The sequence below is a fragment of the Pseudomonas sp. GW821-FHT03C07 genome (assembly GCF_059420925.1).
In genome coordinates this window covers 1-20,230 of sequence record NZ_JBWKUQ010000022.1, presented here as the reverse complement: position 1 = coordinate 20,230, position 20,230 = coordinate 1, and the positions used below count along the sequence as shown (strand labels likewise).

Annotated in this window: 21 protein-coding genes; 7 read left to right on the top strand and 14 right to left on the bottom strand. The window is 58.8% G+C overall.

All coding sequences use genetic code 11. The features are described from left to right. Positions 1–28 precede the first annotated feature (28 nt). Positions 29–1,207 (top strand): BaiN/RdsA family NAD(P)/FAD-dependent oxidoreductase, encoded by a 1,179-nt coding sequence (locus AC07VG_RS28570; RefSeq protein WP_495003995.1) that lies wholly within the window; start codon positions 29–31, stop codon positions 1,205–1,207. Between the two features lie 320 nt (positions 1,208–1,527). Beyond that, positions 1,528–3,720, top strand: coding sequence for a YccS family putative transporter (yccS, locus tag AC07VG_RS28565; RefSeq protein ID WP_495022291.1), 2,193 nt, complete (start codon positions 1,528–1,530; stop codon positions 3,718–3,720). Between the two features lie 116 nt (positions 3,721–3,836). Here the strand turns inward: yccS and AC07VG_RS28560 are convergent, their stop codons facing one another. Continuing rightward, a complete protein-coding gene (locus AC07VG_RS28560; RefSeq protein ID WP_495022290.1) occupies positions 3,837–4,574 on the bottom strand; it encodes a substrate-binding periplasmic protein in 738 nt (245 codons plus the stop codon). A 324-nt stretch (positions 4,575–4,898) separates the two neighbouring features. Here AC07VG_RS28560 and AC07VG_RS28555 point away from each other — a divergent pair, with 324 nt between their 5' ends. Next, entirely contained in the window at positions 4,899–5,351 is a 453-nt protein-coding gene (locus AC07VG_RS28555) for a GNAT family N-acetyltransferase (protein ID WP_495003992.1), read from the top strand. A gap of 142 nt (positions 5,352–5,493) precedes the next feature. Here AC07VG_RS28555 and AC07VG_RS28550 read toward each other — a convergent pair whose 3' ends face one another. The 4 genes from AC07VG_RS28550 to AC07VG_RS28535 all read right to left on the bottom strand — a co-directional run bounded on the left by AC07VG_RS28550 (position 5,494) and on the right by AC07VG_RS28535 (position 8,998). Beyond that, a complete protein-coding gene (locus AC07VG_RS28550) occupies positions 5,494–5,790 on the bottom strand; it encodes a winged helix-turn-helix domain-containing protein (protein ID WP_218224335.1) in 297 nt (98 codons plus the stop codon). 56 nt (positions 5,791–5,846) lie between these two features. Beyond that, the gene (locus AC07VG_RS28545; RefSeq protein WP_495003991.1) at positions 5,847–6,356 is read right to left on the bottom strand and encodes a YgjP-like metallopeptidase domain-containing protein; all 510 of its coding nucleotides are present in this window, start codon (positions 6,354–6,356) and stop codon (positions 5,847–5,849) included. Positions 6,357–6,398: 42 nt separating this feature from the next. Then, positions 6,399–8,522: a putative bifunctional diguanylate cyclase/phosphodiesterase gene (locus AC07VG_RS28540; RefSeq protein ID WP_495003990.1), complete on the bottom strand. Its 2,124-nt coding sequence runs from the start codon at positions 8,520–8,522 to the stop codon at positions 6,399–6,401. Between the two features lie 236 nt (positions 8,523–8,758). Then, a complete protein-coding gene (locus tag AC07VG_RS28535) occupies positions 8,759–8,998 on the bottom strand; it encodes a hypothetical protein (RefSeq protein WP_495003989.1) in 240 nt (79 codons plus the stop codon). Positions 8,999–9,304: 306 nt separating this feature from the next. Between AC07VG_RS28535 and AC07VG_RS28530 the strand changes: the two genes are divergently transcribed. The 4 genes from AC07VG_RS28530 to AC07VG_RS28515 all read left to right on the top strand — a co-directional run bounded on the left by AC07VG_RS28530 (position 9,305) and on the right by AC07VG_RS28515 (position 11,748). Beyond that, entirely contained in the window at positions 9,305–9,976 is a 672-nt protein-coding gene (locus AC07VG_RS28530) for a polysaccharide lyase family 7 protein (protein ID WP_495022289.1), read from the top strand. A 122-nt stretch (positions 9,977–10,098) separates the two neighbouring features. Next, positions 10,099–10,440, top strand: a complete 342-nt coding sequence (locus tag AC07VG_RS28525; RefSeq protein WP_178129958.1) for a type II toxin-antitoxin system RelE/ParE family toxin — start codon at positions 10,099–10,101, stop codon at positions 10,438–10,440. A gap of 10 nt (positions 10,441–10,450) precedes the next feature. Then, complete coding sequence (locus AC07VG_RS28520) at positions 10,451–10,753, top strand: XRE family transcriptional regulator (protein WP_152741138.1); 303 nt, start codon at positions 10,451–10,453, stop codon at positions 10,751–10,753. 608 nt (positions 10,754–11,361) lie between these two features. Next, positions 11,362–11,748 carry a DUF3077 domain-containing protein gene (locus AC07VG_RS28515; RefSeq protein ID WP_495022288.1) on the top strand — a complete coding sequence of 129 codons (387 nt, stop codon included), beginning with the start codon at positions 11,362–11,364 and terminating at the stop codon, positions 11,746–11,748. A gap of 213 nt (positions 11,749–11,961) precedes the next feature. Here AC07VG_RS28515 and AC07VG_RS28510 read toward each other — a convergent pair whose 3' ends face one another. From AC07VG_RS28510 to AC07VG_RS28470, 9 genes are all read right to left on the bottom strand, one after another. Next, positions 11,962–13,104: a terpene synthase family protein gene (locus AC07VG_RS28510; RefSeq protein WP_495022287.1), complete on the bottom strand. Its 1,143-nt coding sequence runs from the start codon at positions 13,102–13,104 to the stop codon at positions 11,962–11,964. 63 nt (positions 13,105–13,167) lie between these two features. Further along, positions 13,168–14,742 (bottom strand): methyltransferase domain-containing protein, encoded by a 1,575-nt coding sequence (locus AC07VG_RS28505; protein WP_495022286.1) that lies wholly within the window; start codon positions 14,740–14,742, stop codon positions 13,168–13,170. A 75-nt stretch (positions 14,743–14,817) separates the two neighbouring features. Continuing rightward, positions 14,818–15,060, bottom strand: a complete 243-nt coding sequence (locus AC07VG_RS28500) for a hypothetical protein (protein ID WP_495022285.1) — start codon at positions 15,058–15,060, stop codon at positions 14,818–14,820. 609 nt (positions 15,061–15,669) lie between these two features. Beyond that, positions 15,670–16,734: a class II fructose-bisphosphate aldolase gene (gene fba / locus AC07VG_RS28495; RefSeq protein ID WP_495022284.1), complete on the bottom strand. Its 1,065-nt coding sequence runs from the start codon at positions 16,732–16,734 to the stop codon at positions 15,670–15,672. A 221-nt stretch (positions 16,735–16,955) separates the two neighbouring features. Next, a complete protein-coding gene (locus AC07VG_RS28490) occupies positions 16,956–17,300 on the bottom strand; it encodes an MliC family protein (RefSeq protein ID WP_495003984.1) in 345 nt (114 codons plus the stop codon). 59 nt (positions 17,301–17,359) lie between these two features. After that, the gene (locus AC07VG_RS28485; protein ID WP_495003983.1) at positions 17,360–17,584 is read right to left on the bottom strand and encodes a hypothetical protein; all 225 of its coding nucleotides are present in this window, start codon (positions 17,582–17,584) and stop codon (positions 17,360–17,362) included. Between the two features lie 30 nt (positions 17,585–17,614). After that, on the bottom strand, positions 17,615–18,778 hold the full coding sequence (locus AC07VG_RS28480; RefSeq protein WP_495003982.1) for a phosphoglycerate kinase: 1,164 nt from the start codon (positions 18,776–18,778) through the stop codon (positions 17,615–17,617). A gap of 17 nt (positions 18,779–18,795) precedes the next feature. Beyond that, positions 18,796–19,845 carry an erythrose-4-phosphate dehydrogenase gene (epd, locus tag AC07VG_RS28475; RefSeq protein ID WP_495022283.1) on the bottom strand — a complete coding sequence of 350 codons (1,050 nt, stop codon included), beginning with the start codon at positions 19,843–19,845 and terminating at the stop codon, positions 18,796–18,798. Positions 19,846–20,074: 229 nt separating this feature from the next. Beyond that, on the bottom strand, positions 20,075–20,230 hold a 156-nt coding region (locus AC07VG_RS28470), incomplete at its 5' end, for a transketolase-like TK C-terminal-containing protein (RefSeq protein ID WP_495004035.1).

Below are 20,230 nucleotides of genomic sequence, written 5' to 3'. Positions count from 1 at the left end.
CCCTACCTGAACTCCCGAGGACATCGTTGTGCCCGTTACTGAAGTTGTGATCATCGGCGCCGGTGCCGCCGGCTTGATGTGCGCCCTTACCACCGCCGCCCGCGGGCGCCAGGTGATGCTGATCGACCACGCCAACAAAGCCGGCAAGAAAATCCTGATGTCCGGCGGCGGTCGCTGCAATTTCACCAATATGTACAGCGAACCTGGCAACTTTCTCTCGCAGAACCCGCATTTCTGCAAGTCGGCCCTGGCCCGCTATACCCAGTGGGATTTCATCGCGATGGTGGCCAAGCACGGCGTGCCGTATCACGAGAAAAAACTCGGTCAGCTGTTCTGCGACAACAAGTCCAGCGACATCCTCGGCATGCTTCTCGACGAGTGCGACCAGGTCGGTGTCAGCCTGCACCTGGACACCGCCATCCAGCACATCGAAAAGCTGGAAAGCGGCTACCTGCTGCAAACCAGCCTCGGCCAGATCACCTGCCAATCGCTGGTCATCGCCACCGGCGGCCTGTCGATCCCAACCTTGGGCGCGACCGGTTTCGGCTATCAAGTGGCCAAACAGTTCGGTCACCAGGTGTTACCGACCCGCGCCGGGCTGGTGCCATTCACCATTACCGATCAACTCAAGGCGCTCTGCACCGAGCTGTCCGGAACCTCGGTGGATTGCCTGGTGAGCTGCAACGAGCAGAGCTTCCGGGAAAATATCCTGTTCACCCACCGTGGCCTCAGCGGCCCGGCGATCCTGCAGATTTCCTCGTTCTGGAATCCTGGCGATACGTTGCACATCAACCTGCTGCCGGACCACGACGCACTGGACTGGCTGCAACAGCAACAGGCCGAACGGCCCAACAGTGAACTGAAAACCCTGCTCGGTGAGCTGTTCACCAAGAAGATGGCCAACCTGCTGGCCGAGCACTGGTTCGTCTCCAAACCGATGAAGCAGTACACCCCGGCGGAGTTGGCCGACGTCGCGCAGAAACTCGGCGACTGGCGCCTGGTGCCGGCCGGCACCGAAGGTTATCGCACCGCAGAAGTCACCCTGGGCGGCGTCGACACCCGGGAAGTGTCGTCGAAAACCATGGAATCGCTGAAAAGCCCGGGGCTGTATTTCATCGGTGAAGTGCTGGATGTCAGCGGCCACCTGGGCGGCTTCAACTTCCAGTGGGCCTGGGCCTCGGGGTACGCGGCGGCGCAATTCGCCTGACGTTTGCGCGCGTTTCAGGCAATGCGGCAGCGCAGGTAGACCGCGTTATCGTTCATCGCCGGCAAGCCGGCTCCCACAGGTCCGGCGTCGATTGCAGGTTGTGCGCACGACACGGACATTGTGGGAGCCGGCTTGCCGGCGATGGCGCTCGAACAGGCGATACAAGACGCAATTGCCCACCTCCATGCTGATAACAGGCCGCATCCAGGAACAATTGTCGATCACGGAACAAATTTTGCTGTAGACCGATGTGGCGTCATCACAATGCCGCCCGTCTACCCATCATTCAGATCAACCGCTTGGCAGGCTCTCTCACCTTCATGGCATCGACCTCGTTCAACCAGTCCCTGCGCCGTCTCTGGGCGCTGGACAAATTCAGCTATAGCGTTCGGGTGTTTATCGCCCTGACCGGCATCATGACCCTGTGCTGGTTGCAGAATGAGATGAAGCTGCTGATCCCGCTGTTCCTCGGGGTCATCGCCAGTGCCCTGGCCGAGACCGACGACAGTTGGCAGGGCCGCCTCAATGCCCTGGCGGTAACGCTGGTGTGCTTCAGTGTCGCGGCGTTCTCAGTCGAGCTGCTGTTCCCCTACCCGCTGATCTTCGTCTGCGCCATGGCCCTGGCGGCTTTTGCCCTGACCATGCTCGGTGCCTTGGGCGAACGCTATGGCGCGATTGCCTCGGCGACCCTGATCCTCTCGGTCTACACCATGATCGGCGTCGACCAGCGCGGCGGCGAAGTCGCCAACCTCTGGCACGAGCCGGTGCTGCTGGTCACTGGCGCGGCCTGGTATGGCGTGCTCTCGGTGCTCTGGCAGGCGCTGTTCTCCAACCAGCCGGTGCAACAGAGCCTGGCCCGGCTGTTCCGCGAACTGGGTTACTACCTCAAGCTCAAGTCCTCGCTGTTCGAACCGATCCGCCAACTGGACGTCGAAGCCCGGCGCCTGGAGCTGGCCCAACAGAACGGCAAGGTGGTGGCGGCGCTGAACAGCGCCAAGGAAATCATCCTGCACCGGGTCGGCAACGGTCGGCCGGGGTCGAAGGTCAGCCGCTACCTGAAGCTGTACTTCCTCGCCCAGGACATCCACGAGCGCGCCAGCTCCTCGCACTACCCCTACAACGCCCTGGCCGAAGCGTTCTTTCACAGCGACGTGCTGTTCCGCTGCCAACGCCTGCTGCGTGAGCAAGGCAAGGCCTGCCAGGCTCTCGCGGTGTCGATCCAGCTGCGCCAGCCGTTCATCTACAACGCCAGCTTCGCCGAAGCCCTTGGTGACCTGCACGCCTCCCTGGAGCACCTGCGCATCCAGAGCAACCCGGCCTGGCGCGGCCTGCTGCGTTCGCTGCGGGCCCTGGCCGCCAACCTCGGCACCCTCGACCGCCTGCTGAGCGACGCGAGTAACCCCGACAGCCTGGCCGACGCCACCGACAGCAGCCTGCTGGACCGTTCGCCGCGCAACCTCAAGGACGTCTGGACGCGCTTGCGCACCCAGTTGACCCCGACCTCGCTGCTGTTCCGCCACGCTCTGCGCCTGCCGCTGGCACTGAGCATCGGCTATGGCATGGTGCACCTGGTGCATCCATCCCAAGGCTACTGGATCATCCTCACCACCTTGTTCGTCTGCCAGCCGAGCTACGGCGCCACCCGGCGCAAACTGGGCCAGCGGATCCTCGGCACGGCCATTGGTCTGACCGCCGCCTGGGCGCTGTTCGACCTGTTCCCAAGCCCGCTGATCCAGGCCTTGTTCACCATCGCCGCCGGGGTGGTGTTCTTTATCAACCGCACCACCCGCTACACCCTGGCGACCGCCGCCATGACCCTGACGGTGCTGTTCTGCTTCAACCAGGTGGGCGACGGCTACGGCCTGTTCCTGCCGCGCCTGCTCGATACCCTGCTGGGTGCGTTGATCGCCGGCCTCGCGGTGTTCCTGTTCCTGCCGGACTGGCAAGGTCGACGCCTGAACAAGGTGCTGGCCAACACCCTGAGCTGCAACAGCCTGTACCTGCGCCAGATCATGCGCCAGTACGCCCAGGGCAAGAGCGACGACCTCGCCTATCGCCTGGCCCGACGCAACGCCCACAACGCCGACGCAGCGCTGTCGACCACACTGGCGAATATGCTGATGGAGCCGGGGCACTTCCGTAAGGAAGCCGACGTGGGGTTCCGCTTCCTGGTGCTCTCGCACACCTTGCTCAGCTACCTCTCGGGGCTGGGCGCGCACCGCGACAACCAGTTGCCGGAAGAAGTCCGCGATCATCTGCTCGAAGGGGCTGCCGGCACCTTGGCGGCGAGTATCGAAGAGATTGCCATGGGCCTGGCGAACAAGACGCCCATTGCCATTCAAAGCGATGCCGAGGAAGCCCTGGCCACTGGGTTGGAACAGATGCCGGACGAGATCGACGAAATCCAGCGGTTGGTGCAGACCCAACTGGCCTTGATCTGCCGCCAGCTAGGACCGCTGCGCACCCTGGCGGCGCACCTGATCAAGGACCCGGAAGAAAACGCAGAATCTTGAAACACCACGCTCCCCTGTAGGAGCCGGCTTGCCGGCGATGAGGCCAGTCAGCCTTGCATCGCCTGATCGGCCGCCATCGCCAGCAAGCCAGCGCCCACAAGGTTTCGCGGGGGTGGTTACATCCCGTGCAGCTTGAGCAGGCGCTCATAGCTGCCGTCGGCCTTCATCGCCGCGATCTCACGGTCGAAGCCGGCGACAATCTGTTCATGCTGCGGATTCTTCAGACTGACCAGGATATGCAGGCTGTTTTCGCTGAGCGGCCTGGGCAGGAACTCCACGGCGTTGCGCACCCGTGGCGCCTCGCTCTTGAGGTAGTAGCGCGCCACATACTCATCTTCCAGCGTCAACTTCACGCGGTCCGCCGCGAGCATGCGCACGGCCATGGCGAAGTTGTGCACCGGGATCTTCTGCAACTGCGTGTCGCCGTCGAACTCGGCGCTATAGGCATAGTCGCGCACCACCGCAATCGGCAGGTTGTGCAGTTGGCCCAAGTTATCGAACTCGATGGCCGACTCCTTGCGCTTGAGAAACAGCACGCGGTTGACCAGGTACTCAGCCGAAAACTGCCCCAGCAGGGTGCGCTCGCGGCTGTACCAGGCACTGATCAGCACATCATAGCGCCCTTCGCCCACGCCCTTGAGCGCTCGCGCCCAGGGCACCTGCTCGAAGTCGCTGGCATAGCCGGCCCGCGTCAGCGCCGTGCTGACGATATCGGTGGCCAGGCCGCCGTTAACCAATGTCGCATCGGTAAACGGCGGCCAACCATCGGCCACCAAACGCAATTTATCCGCGGTGGCGCCCTGTGAAAGCAGCAGCAATCCAAGCAAAACAAAAGCTCGATGCAATCGCGGCATGCTTAAGATCCTTAGCGGGCACATAGCCCAGCACAGTTAGCCGAAGCCCGAGGAGACCGTCCCAAAGCAACCGGCCACATCCCTGGTCCTAACATTAGCTCATCCAAGCCATAGCAAAAGCATGGCTCAGCAGATTACACAAAGATGACGGCGCCAAGCAAAATGAATAACGGCAAGTAGCTACTACCGCACCGGAACACCGCTTCGAAATCCCTTGCAAGGAACCTTCCAGCCCCGGCCCTGGCGGGCAAAGAAAATCCGCGGTTGGCGCCCGCCGACAACCCGCCTAGTATCGATAGCGAGTGATTGAATCCCGAGGCGAGAATGACCATCGACTGGCTCTGCAAACATCACGGCGACCTGAGCAAGGAACAGTTGTACAGCATCCTGCAGCTACGCACCGAAGTCTTCGTGGTCGAGCAGAAATGCCCCTACCAGGAAGTCGACGGCCGCGATCTGGAGGGTGACACCTGCCATCTGATGGGCTGGCGCGATGATCGACTGGTGGCTTACCTGCGTCTGCTCGACCCGATTTCCCAGGGCGGCGACGTGGTGATCGGGCGGGTGGTGATCGCCCCCGAGGCCCGCGGCCTGGGGTTGGGACACGAGTTGATGGCCGAGGCCTTGCAACAGGCCGAGAAGCTCTGGCCGGGGCAACCAATCTACCTGTCGGCCCAGGCGCACCTGCAGAGTTATTACGGAAGCTATGGGTTCGAAGTGGTGGGCGCGGTGTATCTGGAAGACGATATCCCGCATATCGGGATGCGCAAGGCCTGAGGTTTTTCGGCGCCTTCCCAGACCTCTTCGCGGGCAAGCTCCGCTCCCACAATGTCCGGGGCTGACCGAGGGTTTGCGATGTGACTCGATCCTGTGGGAGCGGAGCTTGCCCGCGAAGAGGCCAGCACAGACACCACAAAACTCAGGGATAGCCCAGCACGTCCTTGATCTGTTGCACATGGCGACCGATCCAGCTTTTGTCGATCGCACCCCAACTGCGAATCCGGTACTGCCCGGCATGATTGCGGGCACCGTCTTCCTGTTCGAACTCACAGACGATGTCCAGGTCCGCCAGGGCCAGGATCGTGTCCTGCGCCGTGCGCCGGGGCATGCCAGTGGCTTCGGTCAGGGCCGGGACGCTGCTGGCAATCTCGCTGTCGATCAGCCACGCCACGTACAGACGGCGGTAGAAACTGCTCTTGGTCTTGCTGACGTCCATCCGGTAGTCCTTAAGGTTGACCTTCCAATGCTTCGACTCAAGCGCACACCCGGCGCCTACGGGGTTGCAGATTTGCCCTGCAGGTCGCGCCAGGTCAGGTACACCCGCAGGTCGAATTCCAGCTGGTGATAGCCGGGCTGCATGTATTCGCACAACTGGTAGAAGGCCTTGTTGTGATCGGACTCCTTGAGGTGCGCCAACTCGTGCACCACGATCATTTTCAGAAACTGCGGCGCCGCCTCCTTGAACAACGAGGCAATGCGGATTTCCTTCTTGGCCTTGAGCTTGCCGCCCTGAACCCGCGAAATCGCGGTGTGCAGACCGAGGGCGCGGTGGGTCAGGTCGAGGCGGTTATCGAAGAGCACCTTGTCGATGGACGGCGCATTGCGCAAATGCTCCTGCTTCAACGCCAGGGCATAGCTGTACAGCGCCTTGTCGCTCTGCACCGCATGCCGCTCCGGATAACGCTTGCTCAGGTAATCGCCCAGGGCGTCCCGGGCAATCATCTGGCGGACCTGTTCCTGCAAGGACGTGGGATAAGCCTGAAGGTATTTCAACACAGTCATGACAGGCCTTACGTACACCTAAAAGAGCTCAGTGTAGCGAATTCAGGCCGACAGCGCGCTCCAGTCAAACGCTGAGCCGAAGCCGGTGGCGTCCTTGGCCGTCAGCGGCCGGGCCACCAGGAAACCCTGGACCATCGGGCAACCGTTGGCTTTGAGCCACTGCCACTGCTCGATGGTTTCCACCCCTTCGGCGATTACCAGCAAACCGAATTGTTCGCAGAGGTCGATCACCGTGCGGGCCAAGGCCGCATCCCGGGGTGAGTTGAGGATCTTGGCGATCAATTGGCGGTCGAGCTTGAGCGTATCCAGCTCAAGGTCGCGCAGGTGGTTCAGCGAACAGTGCCCAGAACCGAAGTCGTCCAGGGCCACGCGCACCCCCTGGGCGCGGATCCGCCGCAGTTGCTTGCGCGAAGCCTCGAAGTCCTGCATCAAGGCCTCTTCCGTCACCTCCACTTCCAGCTGATGCGCCCGCAGGTCATGGCGCTCCAGCACCTCCTGCAGCTCGTCCGCCAGGTTCGGCATGCTGAACTGCGTGGCGCTCAGGCTGACGCTCAGCACCAGGTCCTCGGCGAACACGCCGCTCCAGGCATGTCGCTGGGTCGCCGCCTGGCGATAGATCCAACTGCCCAGCCGGCTGATCAGCCGCACCTCTTCCAGCAATGGCAGGAACAACCCCGGCGGCACATCGCCAACACTCGGATGGTGCCAGCGCAGCAAGGCCTCGAACCCGCGCAGGTGACCGTCCACGAGGGACACCTGGGGCTGGTAGACCATCTTGAATTCCTTGCCCTCGATTGCCGAGCGGACACTTTCCTCGAGCATCAGGCGCGAGCGCGCGCGGCCGTTCATCTCGTGATCGTAGTAGCGATACTGCTGGCGACCGGCGCGCTTGGCCTCGTACATGGCAATGTCCGCCGCCCGCAGCAAGCCATCGAGGTTGGAACCGCAATCCGGGTAAGTGGCAATGCCGATGCTGACCCCGAGCGTCATTTCCATGCCGTCGATCTGTTGGCGAATCGACACCCGCTCGATCAGCCGCTCGGCGATTTTCGCCGCCTGCTCGGGACGCTCCAGATTGAGCAAAGTGGTGAACTCATCACCGCCCATGCGCGCGAGGATATCGAAGGGATTGAGGCAGGACTTCAACTGCTCCGACACCCAGCGCAGCACCCGGTCGCCGGCTTCATGGCCAAGGGAATCGTTGACCCGCTTGAAGCCATCGAGGTCCAGGTACATCAGCACCAGGGACTTGTCCGCGCCGTCACTGCGGCGCAGGGTATTTTCCGCGGTCTGGTAGAAGCCGCGGCGATTGAGCAGGCCGGTCAGCGGATCGGTCACCGCCTGGAACTCCAACTGCTGGTGCAGATGCCGCACCACCGACATGTCCAGCACCGTCACCACCATGGCCTTCTGGTCGGAGGACAGCGGCGCGCAGGACAACGCCACCGGCAACATCTGGTCCTGGCTGGTGCGCAAATACGCATCATGCAGGCGATAGGTCTCGCCTTTAAGGTACTCCTCGTACAGCAATGAGCTCCGCCAGTCGGGAAAGTGCGGGTTTTGCAGAAAATCCAGGAATGGCTGGCCGGCCAGGGCTTCCAGCGACAGATTGAGCAAACGCGAAATCGCCGGGTTGGCGAAACGGATCGTGCCGTCGTCGTTGACCACCAGAATACCTTCGGCGGCATTCTCCAGCACCGAGGCATTGAATGCCCGGGCGGCCTCCAGGTCGCGGCTCAGGGATTGCAAGGCACGGCGGTTGCGCTGTTGTTCCAGCAATGCCTGGACCTTGGGCCGGAGAATATCCGGATTGAAGGGTTTGAACAGGTAATCCACCGCGCCGCTGGCATAACCCTTGATCACGGCGTCCTGGGACTGCTCGTTGGCGGTGAGGAAAATAATCGGGGTCAGGCGTGTGCGCTGGCTGCCGCGCATCAGGCGGGCCACTTCAAAACCGTCCATCCCGGGCATCTGTACATCCAGCAGCACCAGATCAATCTCATGCTCCAGCAGCAACGTCAGCGCCTCAATGCCTGAGGCGGCAGTAACCACCTGCCAATCCTGACGTTCCAGCAATGCACGCATGCTGATCAGATTTTCAGGGTAATCATCGACGACCAGAAGGACGGAACTACCATCACCGGGTATCTGTTGCACGCAATCCATGCTGCTTCTCTTGTTCGAGGAACTCCGCCGGAAATCAAAAAATCCGGGCTAAACCTAAGGACTACTCTAGACCGGGATTGTGCAAAGCGTAGTGAGCAATAGGCCATCATCCAGCCACTGCCACAATCTCCCGACTAACGGTCGTTCATCACCACTCGGACGCGGCTCGGAAAATACCTCAAGCCTACAAGCCCACGTCGTACCACGTTGACGACCGTCAATGCGCTCGGTCCAGGTTATGAGGTTCTATATTGCGCGATAGGTTCAATTTCATAGATTTCGTCGAAACGCACCGTGTTGTATAAACCGAATTCGCCATGATAAGTCAGCGTTCGGTGCGTCCAGTCGATACCACACAGCTCGCCGCGCTCGGACTCCACCGGCCCGCCATGCAGCCTGCCGCGCAGGTTGATCTTTTGTTTGCGCTTGAAGTACTTCAGATATTCAGGCTCGTTCCGTGCTTCCTCTTCGTCCATAGTGAGACCCTTGTTGTTAGCGATTGAACCTTTATCGTGGGAATTCGCCGGGTGAAAAACAACTGTCATAAATAACAGGTGTTTATATCGCTTCTTAATAAAAGCCCAACACGACTCTTCTATGGCTGGCCGCGAGGGTCGCTGCTCGTCGATGGATTGACGTCAACCGTTCGCCGGATCGGCGTTAACAAACTATTCTTCAACCGTTATAAAGGACGCCGAAAGCGCGAGCCAAAGCGGTTTGTCTGAATTTTCCCAGGCTGAATCGCGGCCCGCGTGCAAGCGGCTTACAAGGAAGGAACGGACATGATCGACCTGACAACCTGGAACCTCAGCGTTCCCGTCGGCAGCCCACCGGCGACGATCGATACGCCCAAGCTGGTACAGGGCTTCAAGGATCAGTACTTTCACTCCGACAGCGGCACCCTGTTTTTCTGGTCGCCGGTTACCGGCTCCAAGACCGAAAACGCCATCTACCCGCGCAGCGAATTGCGCGAGACCTGGCCCGATGGCCGGCTGCGCAACTGGTTGTACAGCGAGGCCAACAACTACCTGCGCGCCACCCTGGCGGTAAACCAGGTGCCCTCGTCGGGCAAGATCGTCATCGGCCAGATCCATGCGTACAACAGCACCCAGCCGATGCTCAAGGTCGAGTACCAGTACAAGGACAGTCGCAAGACCGGGATTATCGTGGTGAAGATCCGCAACCACCCTGACGACAAGGAAAGCCGTGTCATCGAGATCGCCGATGACGTGCCGCTGGATAAGTCCTTCACTTATGTAATTCACCTGAGTCGCGGCGGCTACCTGAGCGTGCACGCCGCCGATGCGTCCTGGTATACCCAGATCAGCACCACTTGGCGCGACAAACCGCTGTATTTCAAGGCGGGGGTCTATGTGCAAGACAACACTGGCTATACCAGCGAGGGCGGGATGGTGACCTTTTACAAGTTGGATATTGATCATGTGAAGGGCTGAGGTTCGTCAGTCATGCTGCTCACCTCGTCAGGCATCCAGTGTGGATGGAATGCCAGTGAGGCAGGTACAACCAAATTCTTGTGAAGCCTTGCGCTATGCACCTATTTAGGTACACTACCTCCATGACAGATATCGCACCCGTACTCAACGTACGTTTCTTCCGCACGGAAGCTGGTAACGAACCAGTGCGCGAATGGTTGACCGATCTTCCCAGAGAGCACCGCCGACTGATAGGTACAGATATCAAGACTGTCCAGCTTGGCTGGCCAATCGGCATGCCGGTGGTTCGCAAGCTAGACAAGGATCTCTGGGAAGTCAGGATAGACCTCGGCGACACCAACGCAAGGGTTCTCTTTACAGTCGTAGGATCGGATATGGTCCTACTGCATGGCTTCATCAAGAAAAGCCAAAAAACACCGGCGTCGGATATGGCAACCGCCAAACAACGCAAAGCAAGACTATGAGGCACCGCATATGAACAAACACATCGGATCTGACTTTGACGACTTTCTCGCCGAGCAAGGCCTTGCAGAAGAAGTCTCCGCTGCCGCCCTCAAGCGCGTCATTTCCTGGCAAATTGCCGAGATCATGAAACTGCAACGCGTCAGCAAGAAATCTCTTGCTGAGAGGATGCACACCAGCCGTACGGCTGTTGATCGCGCGCTTGATCAGAATGACGCAGGTATGACATTGGCAACCCTGGCCAGCGCTGCCCGTGCACTTGGTCAACGTGTAGAGGTCCGCCTGGTCCCTGAGCGCGAAGCAGCTCACGCATAACCTTCAAGCCCGACCAGTCTGGGCTTTTTCTCGCCTGTATAAATCCCCAGTAACGCCCAGTGCCTTCCGATAATAGCCTCCTGCTTTTCGCCCAGAGTACATGGATTGACGCTCGTCAGTCATGCCGCTTACTTGAGCCGAACGCCTTCTAACTGTGGGAGCGGAACTTGCCCGCGAAGCTTTTAGCGGTCTCAGGGCCTCTTCGCGGCGGGGCGGTGATCCGACAAGCTCTGAGCCCTCACAAATTGAACGCACTCAAGTAAACAACAGGGTTGGCCTGTCAGAACTTTACGCTGTCATTTGCAGGTCATTTCCTAGAAAATCGTAATCGCCCCTGAGCGGCTTGCGCCCTTGAATTCTTCGCGTCTAGTCTTCGTTCACCACTGCTGATCAGTGGTCGGATGTGGAAGTCCGAAGCACAGAAAAGTGCACAGACGCTCAAATACGAATACGACTGTTCATTCGTGTCATGGCGGCTGTGCGCGGGGTACCTTCGGGTGCGCCGGGGTTTTCTGTGGCCCGGTCTTCCACACCTGCGTACAGTTGCCACCTTCTTGCGTGGAAGTGAGAGCCGGCAGCTTCTTGTTATCCACAGGAAGTCACAAATCATGAAAAAGCTCGTCCCCGATCCACCCATCAACTACACCCGCCAGCGCATTACCGCGATCCTCAAGGAAACCAACGAGGCTTTGCTGCAAGTGGTGCGCGACAGCAAACGTCCCCTGCTGGAAGGCTTGCCCTCCACCGGCCTGAGCACCTTCGGTTGCCTTGACGGGGAAAACCACCCGCTGTTTGCCGTGCGCTCCGGTATCAGTGCCGAAGAAGCATTGCGACATGTTTCGCTGTTGCTGATTGGGGCGGAAGAAATATCCGATGAAATCACCGAAGCCAGCAGCATCGAGCACGGCCTGATCGGTTCCATGGTCCGCTCCGTGGAAATGGCCCGGGCGGTGGTGGATGCGCTGCTGGAAGGTGCGGCCGTACGGCCAACGTAAACGCGGACAGGCACGAGGAAGGCGGCGGATAATCAATCATTCCGCCGCCTTTTTATATCAGGCTTGAGATTATCGTTCGAAGCCTTGCCAAGTGACGACTAGCTAGGCTCCACCAAAGGTTATGTCACTTTACAGCCTCTTTCCAGAGGGCGTCGAAATGTATCGAAGGATGGTGATGCAGGCGGAAAGAAGGCGGTGACGTGGTCGTTTTTTTCAGGTTGCTTGGGCGGCCGGGAAGCCTGCTGGGAGGGCCGTTCGATCACAATTGTTTCTCGCGCCGACCGCCCACCACCAAGCAAGCGCCGGAATGGGAACGGGCTCACATGAGAGATCTTCGTGTGCCACTCCTGTTAATCCACTATCTATAAATGCCTTGGTCCCATCATCAACGGTATCTAGAAAAACATTTCGTTTACTAATTTGGCTCCAGCGCAACCCTCCACTTGCATAGTCGATTAATGCCTCAAGATATTCTTTCTCTGTAGTATCTCTCAAATCTTTGAAAACTTCTGAGTGAAGCTGAAGGAAACGACTGGTAATTCGCTCATACATGCTGTTCAGGTGCGCGAGCGCTTGCTCCGAAGTGCATTTATATTCATTTTTTATTACATCAATCATATTGTGCTCATCATGAGCTCGGTGGGCTTCTTTATGGTAGGCATAAGCCTCGCTCCCCCAGTTTACAATCATGTTTGACATTTCCCATAATGCACGAATTCTCCGGTCGCAAAGAGCTTTTATAGATATATTTATTTGTCGCACAATGGGAATGAGGGCGATATATCCGTATCCTCCCCCGCACTGTAGTCGGAGGTTGGCGCCATCACTTAATCCGGGTTTTACTTTATTAAGTACATTGCTTGCTTTAAATATTTCAATCAAAAACCATCCTTTAATTGCATCTGTCCATTGGGCGACCAACTCGGCAGGCGCATATTTATCCAATCGTAATCTCACGTCTCGAAGTGCCAGGGCATAATTATCCTCAGGATCAATTACCAGCTCTGGCGCTTCTATGGCCCGGTGAAATCTTGCAGTTGCCGATGCTAATCCTGCGGGGTCGTTTCTGGTAGGACCCTCATCACAGTAATAATCGTCAAATGCAAATACCCACATCGAATAATCTGACGCCGCTTGTTGCAGCTCCATCGGGCCCGTAGGAAATAACATTCCAGTTAATCCTCCCGCACAACGTGCTAGTATTAGGCGGTTGCGTTGTTTTTCATCGTCGTAGAGACGAAAGCGGTCAAGAAATTCGATAGAGTTTTTTTCGAGCTCATCTATTTGGGGATGCATTTTTACGGGGTGAGGCCAGTAAAGTGCGGGTATTTTTTGCGGTGATCTCAGAGGGTTCATTGATGACTCTCCAACGCTTGAAATATTAGTTTGATGTCTGAATTAAAGCTAGGCGGTGAATAATTATGGTTTCTTTTTAGTGCTGATGGGTCTATGCACAACTACGCTATATGTCGAAACTTTGTTTTTAAGCAGCGCCACCGACCAGTTCTCCGCCAATATCCGTAACTCTTCCAATGCCCCCGTTACGCCATGAGGGAACAACTTCTTGTTTTCGATATTGGCTTTCGAATCCATCAACCAGCGCGCCACATCGATATTAGAGGGCAGTACTCGCATGTCGTGGATCGTGAAGCCACTCTGTTCCAGCACATCGAGGAAGTACGTCGGTGATTTTCGGTGTTTGCAGGCGAGGCGGTCGACTTCGTCCAGGGTGTCGGAGGTGTAGGTCGCGGGCGAGGTGTTGTAGAGATTGTCGGAGATGACCACCACACCGCCTTCGCGCACGCGGCCGATCAACGCGCCCATGGTGGTTTCGTAGAGTGCGTCGGGGAAGTGTGAGATCACGCCGCGGATGATCACCAGGTCGTAAAGCTCATCGCTGTTCGGCAGCAGCTCGATATCCTTGGCATTGCACAGGTAGAGGTTGATGCGTTCGGACAATCCTTGCTCGGCATGGAATTTCGCGCAGTGCTCCAGTTGTCGGTGGCTGACATTAACCCCGTCCAGGCATTGGCATTCAGGGAAACGATCCGCCAGGTATTTAAGGATGTAGCCCCAACCGCAACCGATGTCGAGGATGCGCCTGAGCGGTGGACGATCCGGTTCTTCGAGGCCCGCGAGTTGCAATTGTCGTTCGAAGTAGCGGATTCCGGATTCATTGAGGCTGATGGGTGGTGTCGAGCGTGGATCGTCATAGACACCGAACTGGAATAGCCGGTAATCACCAATGGCCTTGCTCCAGTCTTCCGGACTATCACCGTAGGTGTACGCGACTTTTTCCTGATAGTTATCGACGCTCGAGCCCTGGATGATTTGATAAGGCAGTCGGGGTTCGTCGGCGAGGGTATTGGTTTTAGGTTGGCTGCTCATGGCTTTCTCCTTGTGGATATTCACTTCATGCTCTTGTGCGCAACTCATGGTGGATTTCTCGTGAGGGTGCGGACAAAGCAACAGTGTCCAGCGGTAGCTATGCGCGAGTTCTTTCCAGCGGTGCACCCCGGCTGGTCCGACCTGCTCGAAGATCCAGCGGAACCAGACGCTGAAGGTTTCAGGGGCGCGCGCGATGCGTAGCGGAATCTCGGAGAGCTTCAGCCATTGCCCACTGTGGGCTTCCTCGGGGTTGGCAATCGGTGCCGTGCGGCCGACACCGGCGAACATATGATTGTGTTCATGTTCAATGAGCAGGTTCGACACGCGTTCGTGGTAGAGCGGCGTGGAGACCGGCGTCAGCTTGCAGTTGAGCCCTATCTCTTCGTGCAGTCGGCGCTTGGCCGCGACGCGGGAGCGGATGTTCGCTGCTGGCGTTGCTCCACAGGCTTTGAGAGTGGTATTTGCCCAAGGCACGTCGTTGCAACAGCACGCGGCAGTTGCCGTCAAAAATGCTCGGTACGGCCGACCCTGTTGATGGACGTACAACTTCGGGGCAGAACCGATTTCACGATCATTTGGATCGACCAGTATCCATGCTTCTTCCATAGCTAGACTCCAATATGATGTCTTCGCTACTGGACGTTGCTGCGGGTCATGCGGCGTAGAGAAATTCAGACATATTTATGTATAAGACAGAAATTTAGTTTTGCATTTTATAAATTGCAAGTGAGTTTCATCACCGTTCGTCGTGCTTTTTTGAATGTGAGAGTTGACGGGGGCCGGACCTTTTGGTTTCACCTTCGGCTGGAGCGTGGCCTCAACCGCACCCTTGAAACCCGGTTTCACCTCCGGCGTAAGCGTAGCCTCAGCTGGACCTTTAAAACCCACACTGGTCTTTTTCACTTTTTTGTCTTTTGAGCTCATGACCGTACACTCCCTTACAGTAAATGAGCCCTGAAAGGGTCGCACTCGACCCCATCTGACTACTGTCAGAACTGACAGTTTTTTATATTATTTTCGACTGCTTCATATTCTGTAATCTTCCATAAATCCACATACCTTACAGAATCAATAACTCAGCAATTGCCAAACAACATCGCTTTATTCTTTAAGGGACTATTCACTATTCGGAAACAGCCTATAAAACTGTCATTATTGACAGTAGACCGGCTTGCAAACCCTGGGCAACACTTTCCACAACCTACTATCAGCGATATGTAGAGGTAGCTATGAAATGGGCCTTGCTCATGGAGTCCAGCGTTCACGGCTTTTACGTGAGTGAAATAGTGGAGTCAGAACGCAAGCCTGACTATCACCCAACTCACCTTCGGGGCTGGCGCTGGATTGCCATCAATCCGGGTGAAGAGGTGTGTGTAGGCGATATCTGGCATGGCCAGTCTTCCCACCCCTCGGAGGTCGGACAGGAGAAGGATCACAATAGCTTGAAATAAATTCACTGCTCCTCCGCGCCGCGGTCAAAAAACAAACAATAAAAAACCGTCTTTCGACGGTTTTTTATAACCCCAAATAGTCTTAGTTGACCTTGGCGTTCAACTCACCCTTCAAGTAGCGCTGGAACATCGCTTCCAGGGAGACCGGCTTGATCTTCGAAGCGTTGCCGGCAGTACCAAAGGCTTCGTAACGGGCGATACACACATCACGCATAGCGGTCACGGTGGCGCCGAAGAACTTGCGCGGGTCGAACTCGCTCGGGTGGGTGGCCATCAAGCGACGCATGGCACCGGTGGAGGCCAGACGCAGGTCAGTGTCGATGTTGACCTTGCGCACGCCGTGCTTGATGCCTTCGACGATTTCTTCAACCGGTACGCCGTAGGTTTCCTTGATGTCGCCACCGTACTGGTTGATGATCGCCAGCCACTCTTGCGGCACCGAAGAGGAACCGTGCATCACCAGGTGAGTGTTGGGGATGCGCTTGTGGATTTCCTTGATGCGGTCGATCGCCAGCACGTCGCCGGTAGGCGGCTTGGTGAACTTGTAGGCGCCGTGGCTGGTGCCGATGGCGATGGCCAGGGCGTCGACCTGGGTCTTCTTGACGAAGTCCGCAGCCTCTTCCGGGTCGGTCAGCATCTGGCTGTGATCGAGCACGCCTTCGGCGCCGATGCCGTCTTCTTCACCGGCCATGCCGGTTTCCAGCGAACCCAGGCAACCCAACTCGCCTTCAACCGAAACACCGCAAGCGTGGGCCATGGCCACGGTCTGTTGGGTCACGCGGACGTTGTATTCGTAGTCGGTCGGGGTCTTGCCATCTTCACCCAGGGAACCGTCCATCATCACCGAGCTGAAGCCCAGTTGGATGGAGCGCTGGCAGACGTCCGGGCTGGTGCCGTGGTCCTGGTGCATGCACACCGGGATATGCGGAAACTCTTCGATGGCGGCCAGGATCAGGTGCCGCAGGAACGGCGCGCCGGCGTATTTGCGGGCGCCGGCCGAAGCCTGGACGATCACCGGGGAGTCAGTCTTGTCAGCGGCTTCCATGATGGCGCGCATCTGCTCAAGGTTGTTGACGTTGAAGGCTGGAACGCCGTAGCCGAATTCGGCTGCGTGGTCCAACATCTGGCGCATGCTGATAAGTGCCATTGTGTGTGTCTCTCCCGGTCGAGGGTCGTTAATCGTGCAAGCCTGCCGGAGCGGCGGCTGCTATTCAAGTCATTGCAGATCAGGGGTTACCCCGACCTGCGAATGTAGGAGCGAGCTTGCTCGCGATGGGCGTCAACGATAACACGGGGAACCTGATACCCCGCGGTGCCTGGACCACCATCGCGAGCAAGCTCGCTCCTACAGGGAACCGCGCTCGGCCGTTAGTGCGCCTTGCAGGCCCGGCCGATCAAATCGTTGGTGGAGACCCAGTAAACCAGGCCTTCCTCACCTTTTTTGTGAAACGCCAAGACGTTGTCGCTGTACAGCACACCGCTATCGACGGCACCGGCCTCAGGCTTGAGGCGATAGACCTGGTCACCGCTGGCCAAACGCACGTCGACCGCCTGTTGCGTACTGTCGGCATAACGCCAAAACACTTCGGCCTGGCTGTCACAGGTCCAGCGCGTCCAGGTGTCCGCCGGGGCCGACGCCTGATTGAAGGTGGCATTGAAGGCTGCGCAGCCACCCAGTGCGACCAGTGAAACAAGGGCAATAAAGCCTTTCATGCCGGTTCCTCGACTGACGACTGCTGGCCGTCAGCACTGCCTGTAATGAATCTGACCCGTCAAGGACAACCCTGTTCCCGGGTCCCGGACGCTGTGTCGTATTTTTCCAACCCATCCGGGCCCAGGCGCTTGTTGATCACCGGCGCGGTTTCCGCCTGCCAGTCGGCCTGGTAGCAACCTTTAGCGGCCGCCGGGGCGACCTCCGCCGCTGGCCCGGCGCTGTGTTTGTCGGCACAACCGACCAGCACACCCGCCAGGACCAGCAGCACTAACGGCTTGACCATATGAGACTCCTGTCAAAGGCCAACGCCGGCTCAGGCCTTGGCGCGTGCTTCCAGTACTTCCACGGCGGGCAGTACCTTGCCCTCGACGAATTCCAGGAAAGCGCCACCGCCGGTGGAAATGTAGGAGATATCCTTGGCAACGCCATACTTGTCGATGGCCGCCAGGGTGTCGCCACCGCCGGCAATGGAAAATGCCGAGCTGTCGGCGATGGCCTGGGCCAGGACCTGGGTGCCATTGCCGAACTGGTCGAATTCGAACACGCCGACCGGACCGTTCCACAGGATGGTCTTCGACGACTTCAGCAGTTCGGCGAAGTGCGCGGCGGTTTGCGGGCCGATGTCGAGAATCATGTCGTCAGCGGCAACGTCGGCGATCAGTTTCACGGTCGCCACGGCACTCTCGGCGAACTCCTTGGCCACCACCACGTCCACTGGCAGCGGCACGCTGACCTTGGCCGCGATGGCGCGGGCGGTGTCCAGCAGGTCCGGCTCGTAGAGGGACTTGCCCACCGGGTGACCGGCCGCCGCGAGGAAGGTGTTGGCGATGCCGCCACCGACGATCAACTGGTTGCAGATCTGGCTCAGGCTATTGAGCACGTCGAGCTTGGTCGACACCTTGGAACCGGCGACGATGGCGGCCATCGGCTGGGCCGGAGCGCCCAGGGCCTTGCCCAGTGCGTCCAGTTCGGCGGCCAGCAGCGGGCCAGCGGCGGCGATCTTGGCGAACTTGGCCACGCCGTGGGTCGACCCCTCGGCACGGTGCGCGGTGCCGAAGGCGTCCATCACGAACACGTCGCACAGCGCGGCGTATTGCTGGGCCAGCTCGTCGGCGTTCTTTTTCTCGCCCTTGTTGAAGCGCACGTTTTCGAACAGCACAATGTCGCCGGCCTTGACCTCGACACCGTTCAGGTAATCGGCCACCAGCGGCACTTCGCGGCCCAGGGCCTGGCTCAGGTAGTCGGCGACCGGCTTGAGGCTGTTCTCGGCCGAGAACTCGCCTTCGGTCGGACGGCCCAGGTGCGAGCAGATCATGACTGCCGCGCCTTTTTCCAGGGCCAGCTTGATGGTCGGCAGCGAAGCCAGGATACGCGCGTCGCTGGTGACAACACCGTCCTTGACGGGGACGTTGAGGTCTTCGCGAATCAGTACGCGCTTACCTTGCAGATCGAGGTCGGTCATCTTCAACACGGTCATGGGTCGCAATCTCTGGTTTACGGTTTGTGGTGAATGGTGTGCAGGTAGTGCTCTGCAACATCCAGCATTCGGTTGGCAAAACCCCATTCGTTGTCGAACCAGGCCAGCACGTTCACCAGCCTTGGGCCGGAAACGCGGGTCTGACTCGCATCGACAATCGCCGAATGAGGGTCATGGTTGAAATCGCAGCTGGCGTGGGGCAGCTCGGTATAGGCCAGCAAGCCCTTGAGCGGACCGCTGGTGGCGGCCTCGCGCAGGATCCGGTTGACCTCCACGGCATCGGTGTCGCTGACGGTCTGCATCGTAATGTCGAGGCAGGACACGTTGACCGTCGGCACCCGTACGGCTTTGGCCTGGATTCGCCCGGCAAGTTCCGGCAGCAGGCGTTCGATGCCCCGGGCCAGACCGGTGGACACCGGGATCACCGACTGGAACGCCGAGCGCGTGCGGCGCAGGTCTTCGGCGTGGTAAGCGTCGATCACCGGTTGGTCGTTCATCGCCGAGTGGATGGTGGTGATGGACACGTATTCCAGGCCGATGGCCTGGTCCAGCAGGCGCAACAGCGGCACGCCGCAGTTGGTGGTACAGGAGGCGTTGGAGACCAGAAGCTCGTCGCCGCTCAGGCAGTCCTGGTTGACGCCGTAGACGATGGTGGCGTCGACATCCGTCTCGCTGGCCATCGGCTGGGAGAACAGCACCCGGGGCGCGCCGGCGGCGAGGAAGCGCTCGCCGTCCGCGCGGGTGTGGTAGGCGCCGGAGCACTCCAGCACCAGGTCGACGTCCAGCGCGGCCCAGTCGATTTGTTCGGGGGTGGCACAGCGGAAGACTTTCACGCAGTGGCCATTGATATGCAGACAATCGTCCTCGACCCGCACTTCGCCAGGAAAACGGCCGTGGGTGGAGTCGAAACGTGTCAGGTATTCGAGGCTGGCCATATCGGCCAGATCGTTGAGGGCAACGATTTCAAAAGCGGCCCGATCCCCTCGCTCGAACAGCGCACGCAGGACGCAACGACCGATACGGCCGTAGCCGTTGAGTGCAACTCTGTAAGGACGCGGTTGGGGCATGGGGATCTCGCCGAAGCTTGAATATCAAGCACCCACGCAAATGCATGGATTGTATGGAAACGGGCCTGCCTGTGAGTCTGGGAGTGAAGTGGCGTCTGCGGGGTCGTCTTCGCGGGCAAGCTGCGCTCCCACAGTGTCCGTGTCTGGCCAAAGTTCTGGCACGACATCGAACCTGTGGGAGCGCAGCTTGCCCGCGAAGAGGCCGGAGCAGGCGCCGCTGCTCCTGAACTTAGTCTTCCAGCAGCTCTTCAGCCTGACCCAGGATGTTTTCCAGGGTGAAGCCAAAGTGTTCGAACAAGGCTGGCGCAGGCGCCGACTCGCCGTAGGTGGTCATACCGATCACACGACCTTCCAGGCCCACGTACTTGTACCAGTAGTCCGCGTG

Excerpts from the sequence above, each read along its gene's own strand:
- yccS (WP_495022291.1), top strand. The coding sequence starts at position 1,528 with ATGGCATCGACCTCGTTCAACCAGTCCCTGCGCCGTCTCTGGGCGCTG.
- AC07VG_RS28560 (WP_495022290.1), bottom strand. The coding sequence starts at position 4,574 with ATGCCGCGATTGCATCGAGCTTTTGTTTTGCTTGGATTGCTGCTGCTT.
- AC07VG_RS28555 (WP_495003992.1), top strand. The coding sequence starts at position 4,899 with ATGACCATCGACTGGCTCTGCAAACATCACGGCGACCTGAGCAAGGAA.
- AC07VG_RS28550 (WP_218224335.1), bottom strand. The coding sequence starts at position 5,790 with ATGGACGTCAGCAAGACCAAGAGCAGTTTCTACCGCCGTCTGTACGTG.
- AC07VG_RS28545 (WP_495003991.1), bottom strand. The coding sequence starts at position 6,356 with ATGACTGTGTTGAAATACCTTCAGGCTTATCCCACGTCCTTGCAGGAA.
- AC07VG_RS28540 (WP_495003990.1), bottom strand. The coding sequence starts at position 8,522 with ATGGATTGCGTGCAACAGATACCCGGTGATGGTAGTTCCGTCCTTCTG.
- AC07VG_RS28535 (WP_495003989.1), bottom strand. The coding sequence starts at position 8,998 with ATGGACGAAGAGGAAGCACGGAACGAGCCTGAATATCTGAAGTACTTC.
- AC07VG_RS28530 (WP_495022289.1), top strand. The coding sequence starts at position 9,305 with ATGATCGACCTGACAACCTGGAACCTCAGCGTTCCCGTCGGCAGCCCA.
- AC07VG_RS28525 (WP_178129958.1), top strand. The coding sequence starts at position 10,099 with ATGACAGATATCGCACCCGTACTCAACGTACGTTTCTTCCGCACGGAA.
- AC07VG_RS28520 (WP_152741138.1), top strand. The coding sequence starts at position 10,451 with ATGAACAAACACATCGGATCTGACTTTGACGACTTTCTCGCCGAGCAA.
- AC07VG_RS28515 (WP_495022288.1), top strand. The coding sequence starts at position 11,362 with ATGAAAAAGCTCGTCCCCGATCCACCCATCAACTACACCCGCCAGCGC.
- AC07VG_RS28510 (WP_495022287.1), bottom strand. The coding sequence starts at position 13,104 with ATGAACCCTCTGAGATCACCGCAAAAAATACCCGCACTTTACTGGCCT.
- AC07VG_RS28505 (WP_495022286.1), bottom strand. The coding sequence starts at position 14,742 with ATGGAAGAAGCATGGATACTGGTCGATCCAAATGATCGTGAAATCGGT.
- AC07VG_RS28500 (WP_495022285.1), bottom strand. The coding sequence starts at position 15,060 with ATGAGCTCAAAAGACAAAAAAGTGAAAAAGACCAGTGTGGGTTTTAAA.
- fba (WP_495022284.1), bottom strand. The coding sequence starts at position 16,734 with ATGGCACTTATCAGCATGCGCCAGATGTTGGACCACGCAGCCGAATTC.
- AC07VG_RS28490 (WP_495003984.1), bottom strand. The coding sequence starts at position 17,300 with ATGAAAGGCTTTATTGCCCTTGTTTCACTGGTCGCACTGGGTGGCTGC.
- AC07VG_RS28485 (WP_495003983.1), bottom strand. The coding sequence starts at position 17,584 with ATGGTCAAGCCGTTAGTGCTGCTGGTCCTGGCGGGTGTGCTGGTCGGT.
- AC07VG_RS28480 (WP_495003982.1), bottom strand. The coding sequence starts at position 18,778 with ATGACCGTGTTGAAGATGACCGACCTCGATCTGCAAGGTAAGCGCGTA.
- epd (WP_495022283.1), bottom strand. The coding sequence starts at position 19,845 with ATGCCCCAACCGCGTCCTTACAGAGTTGCACTCAACGGCTACGGCCGT.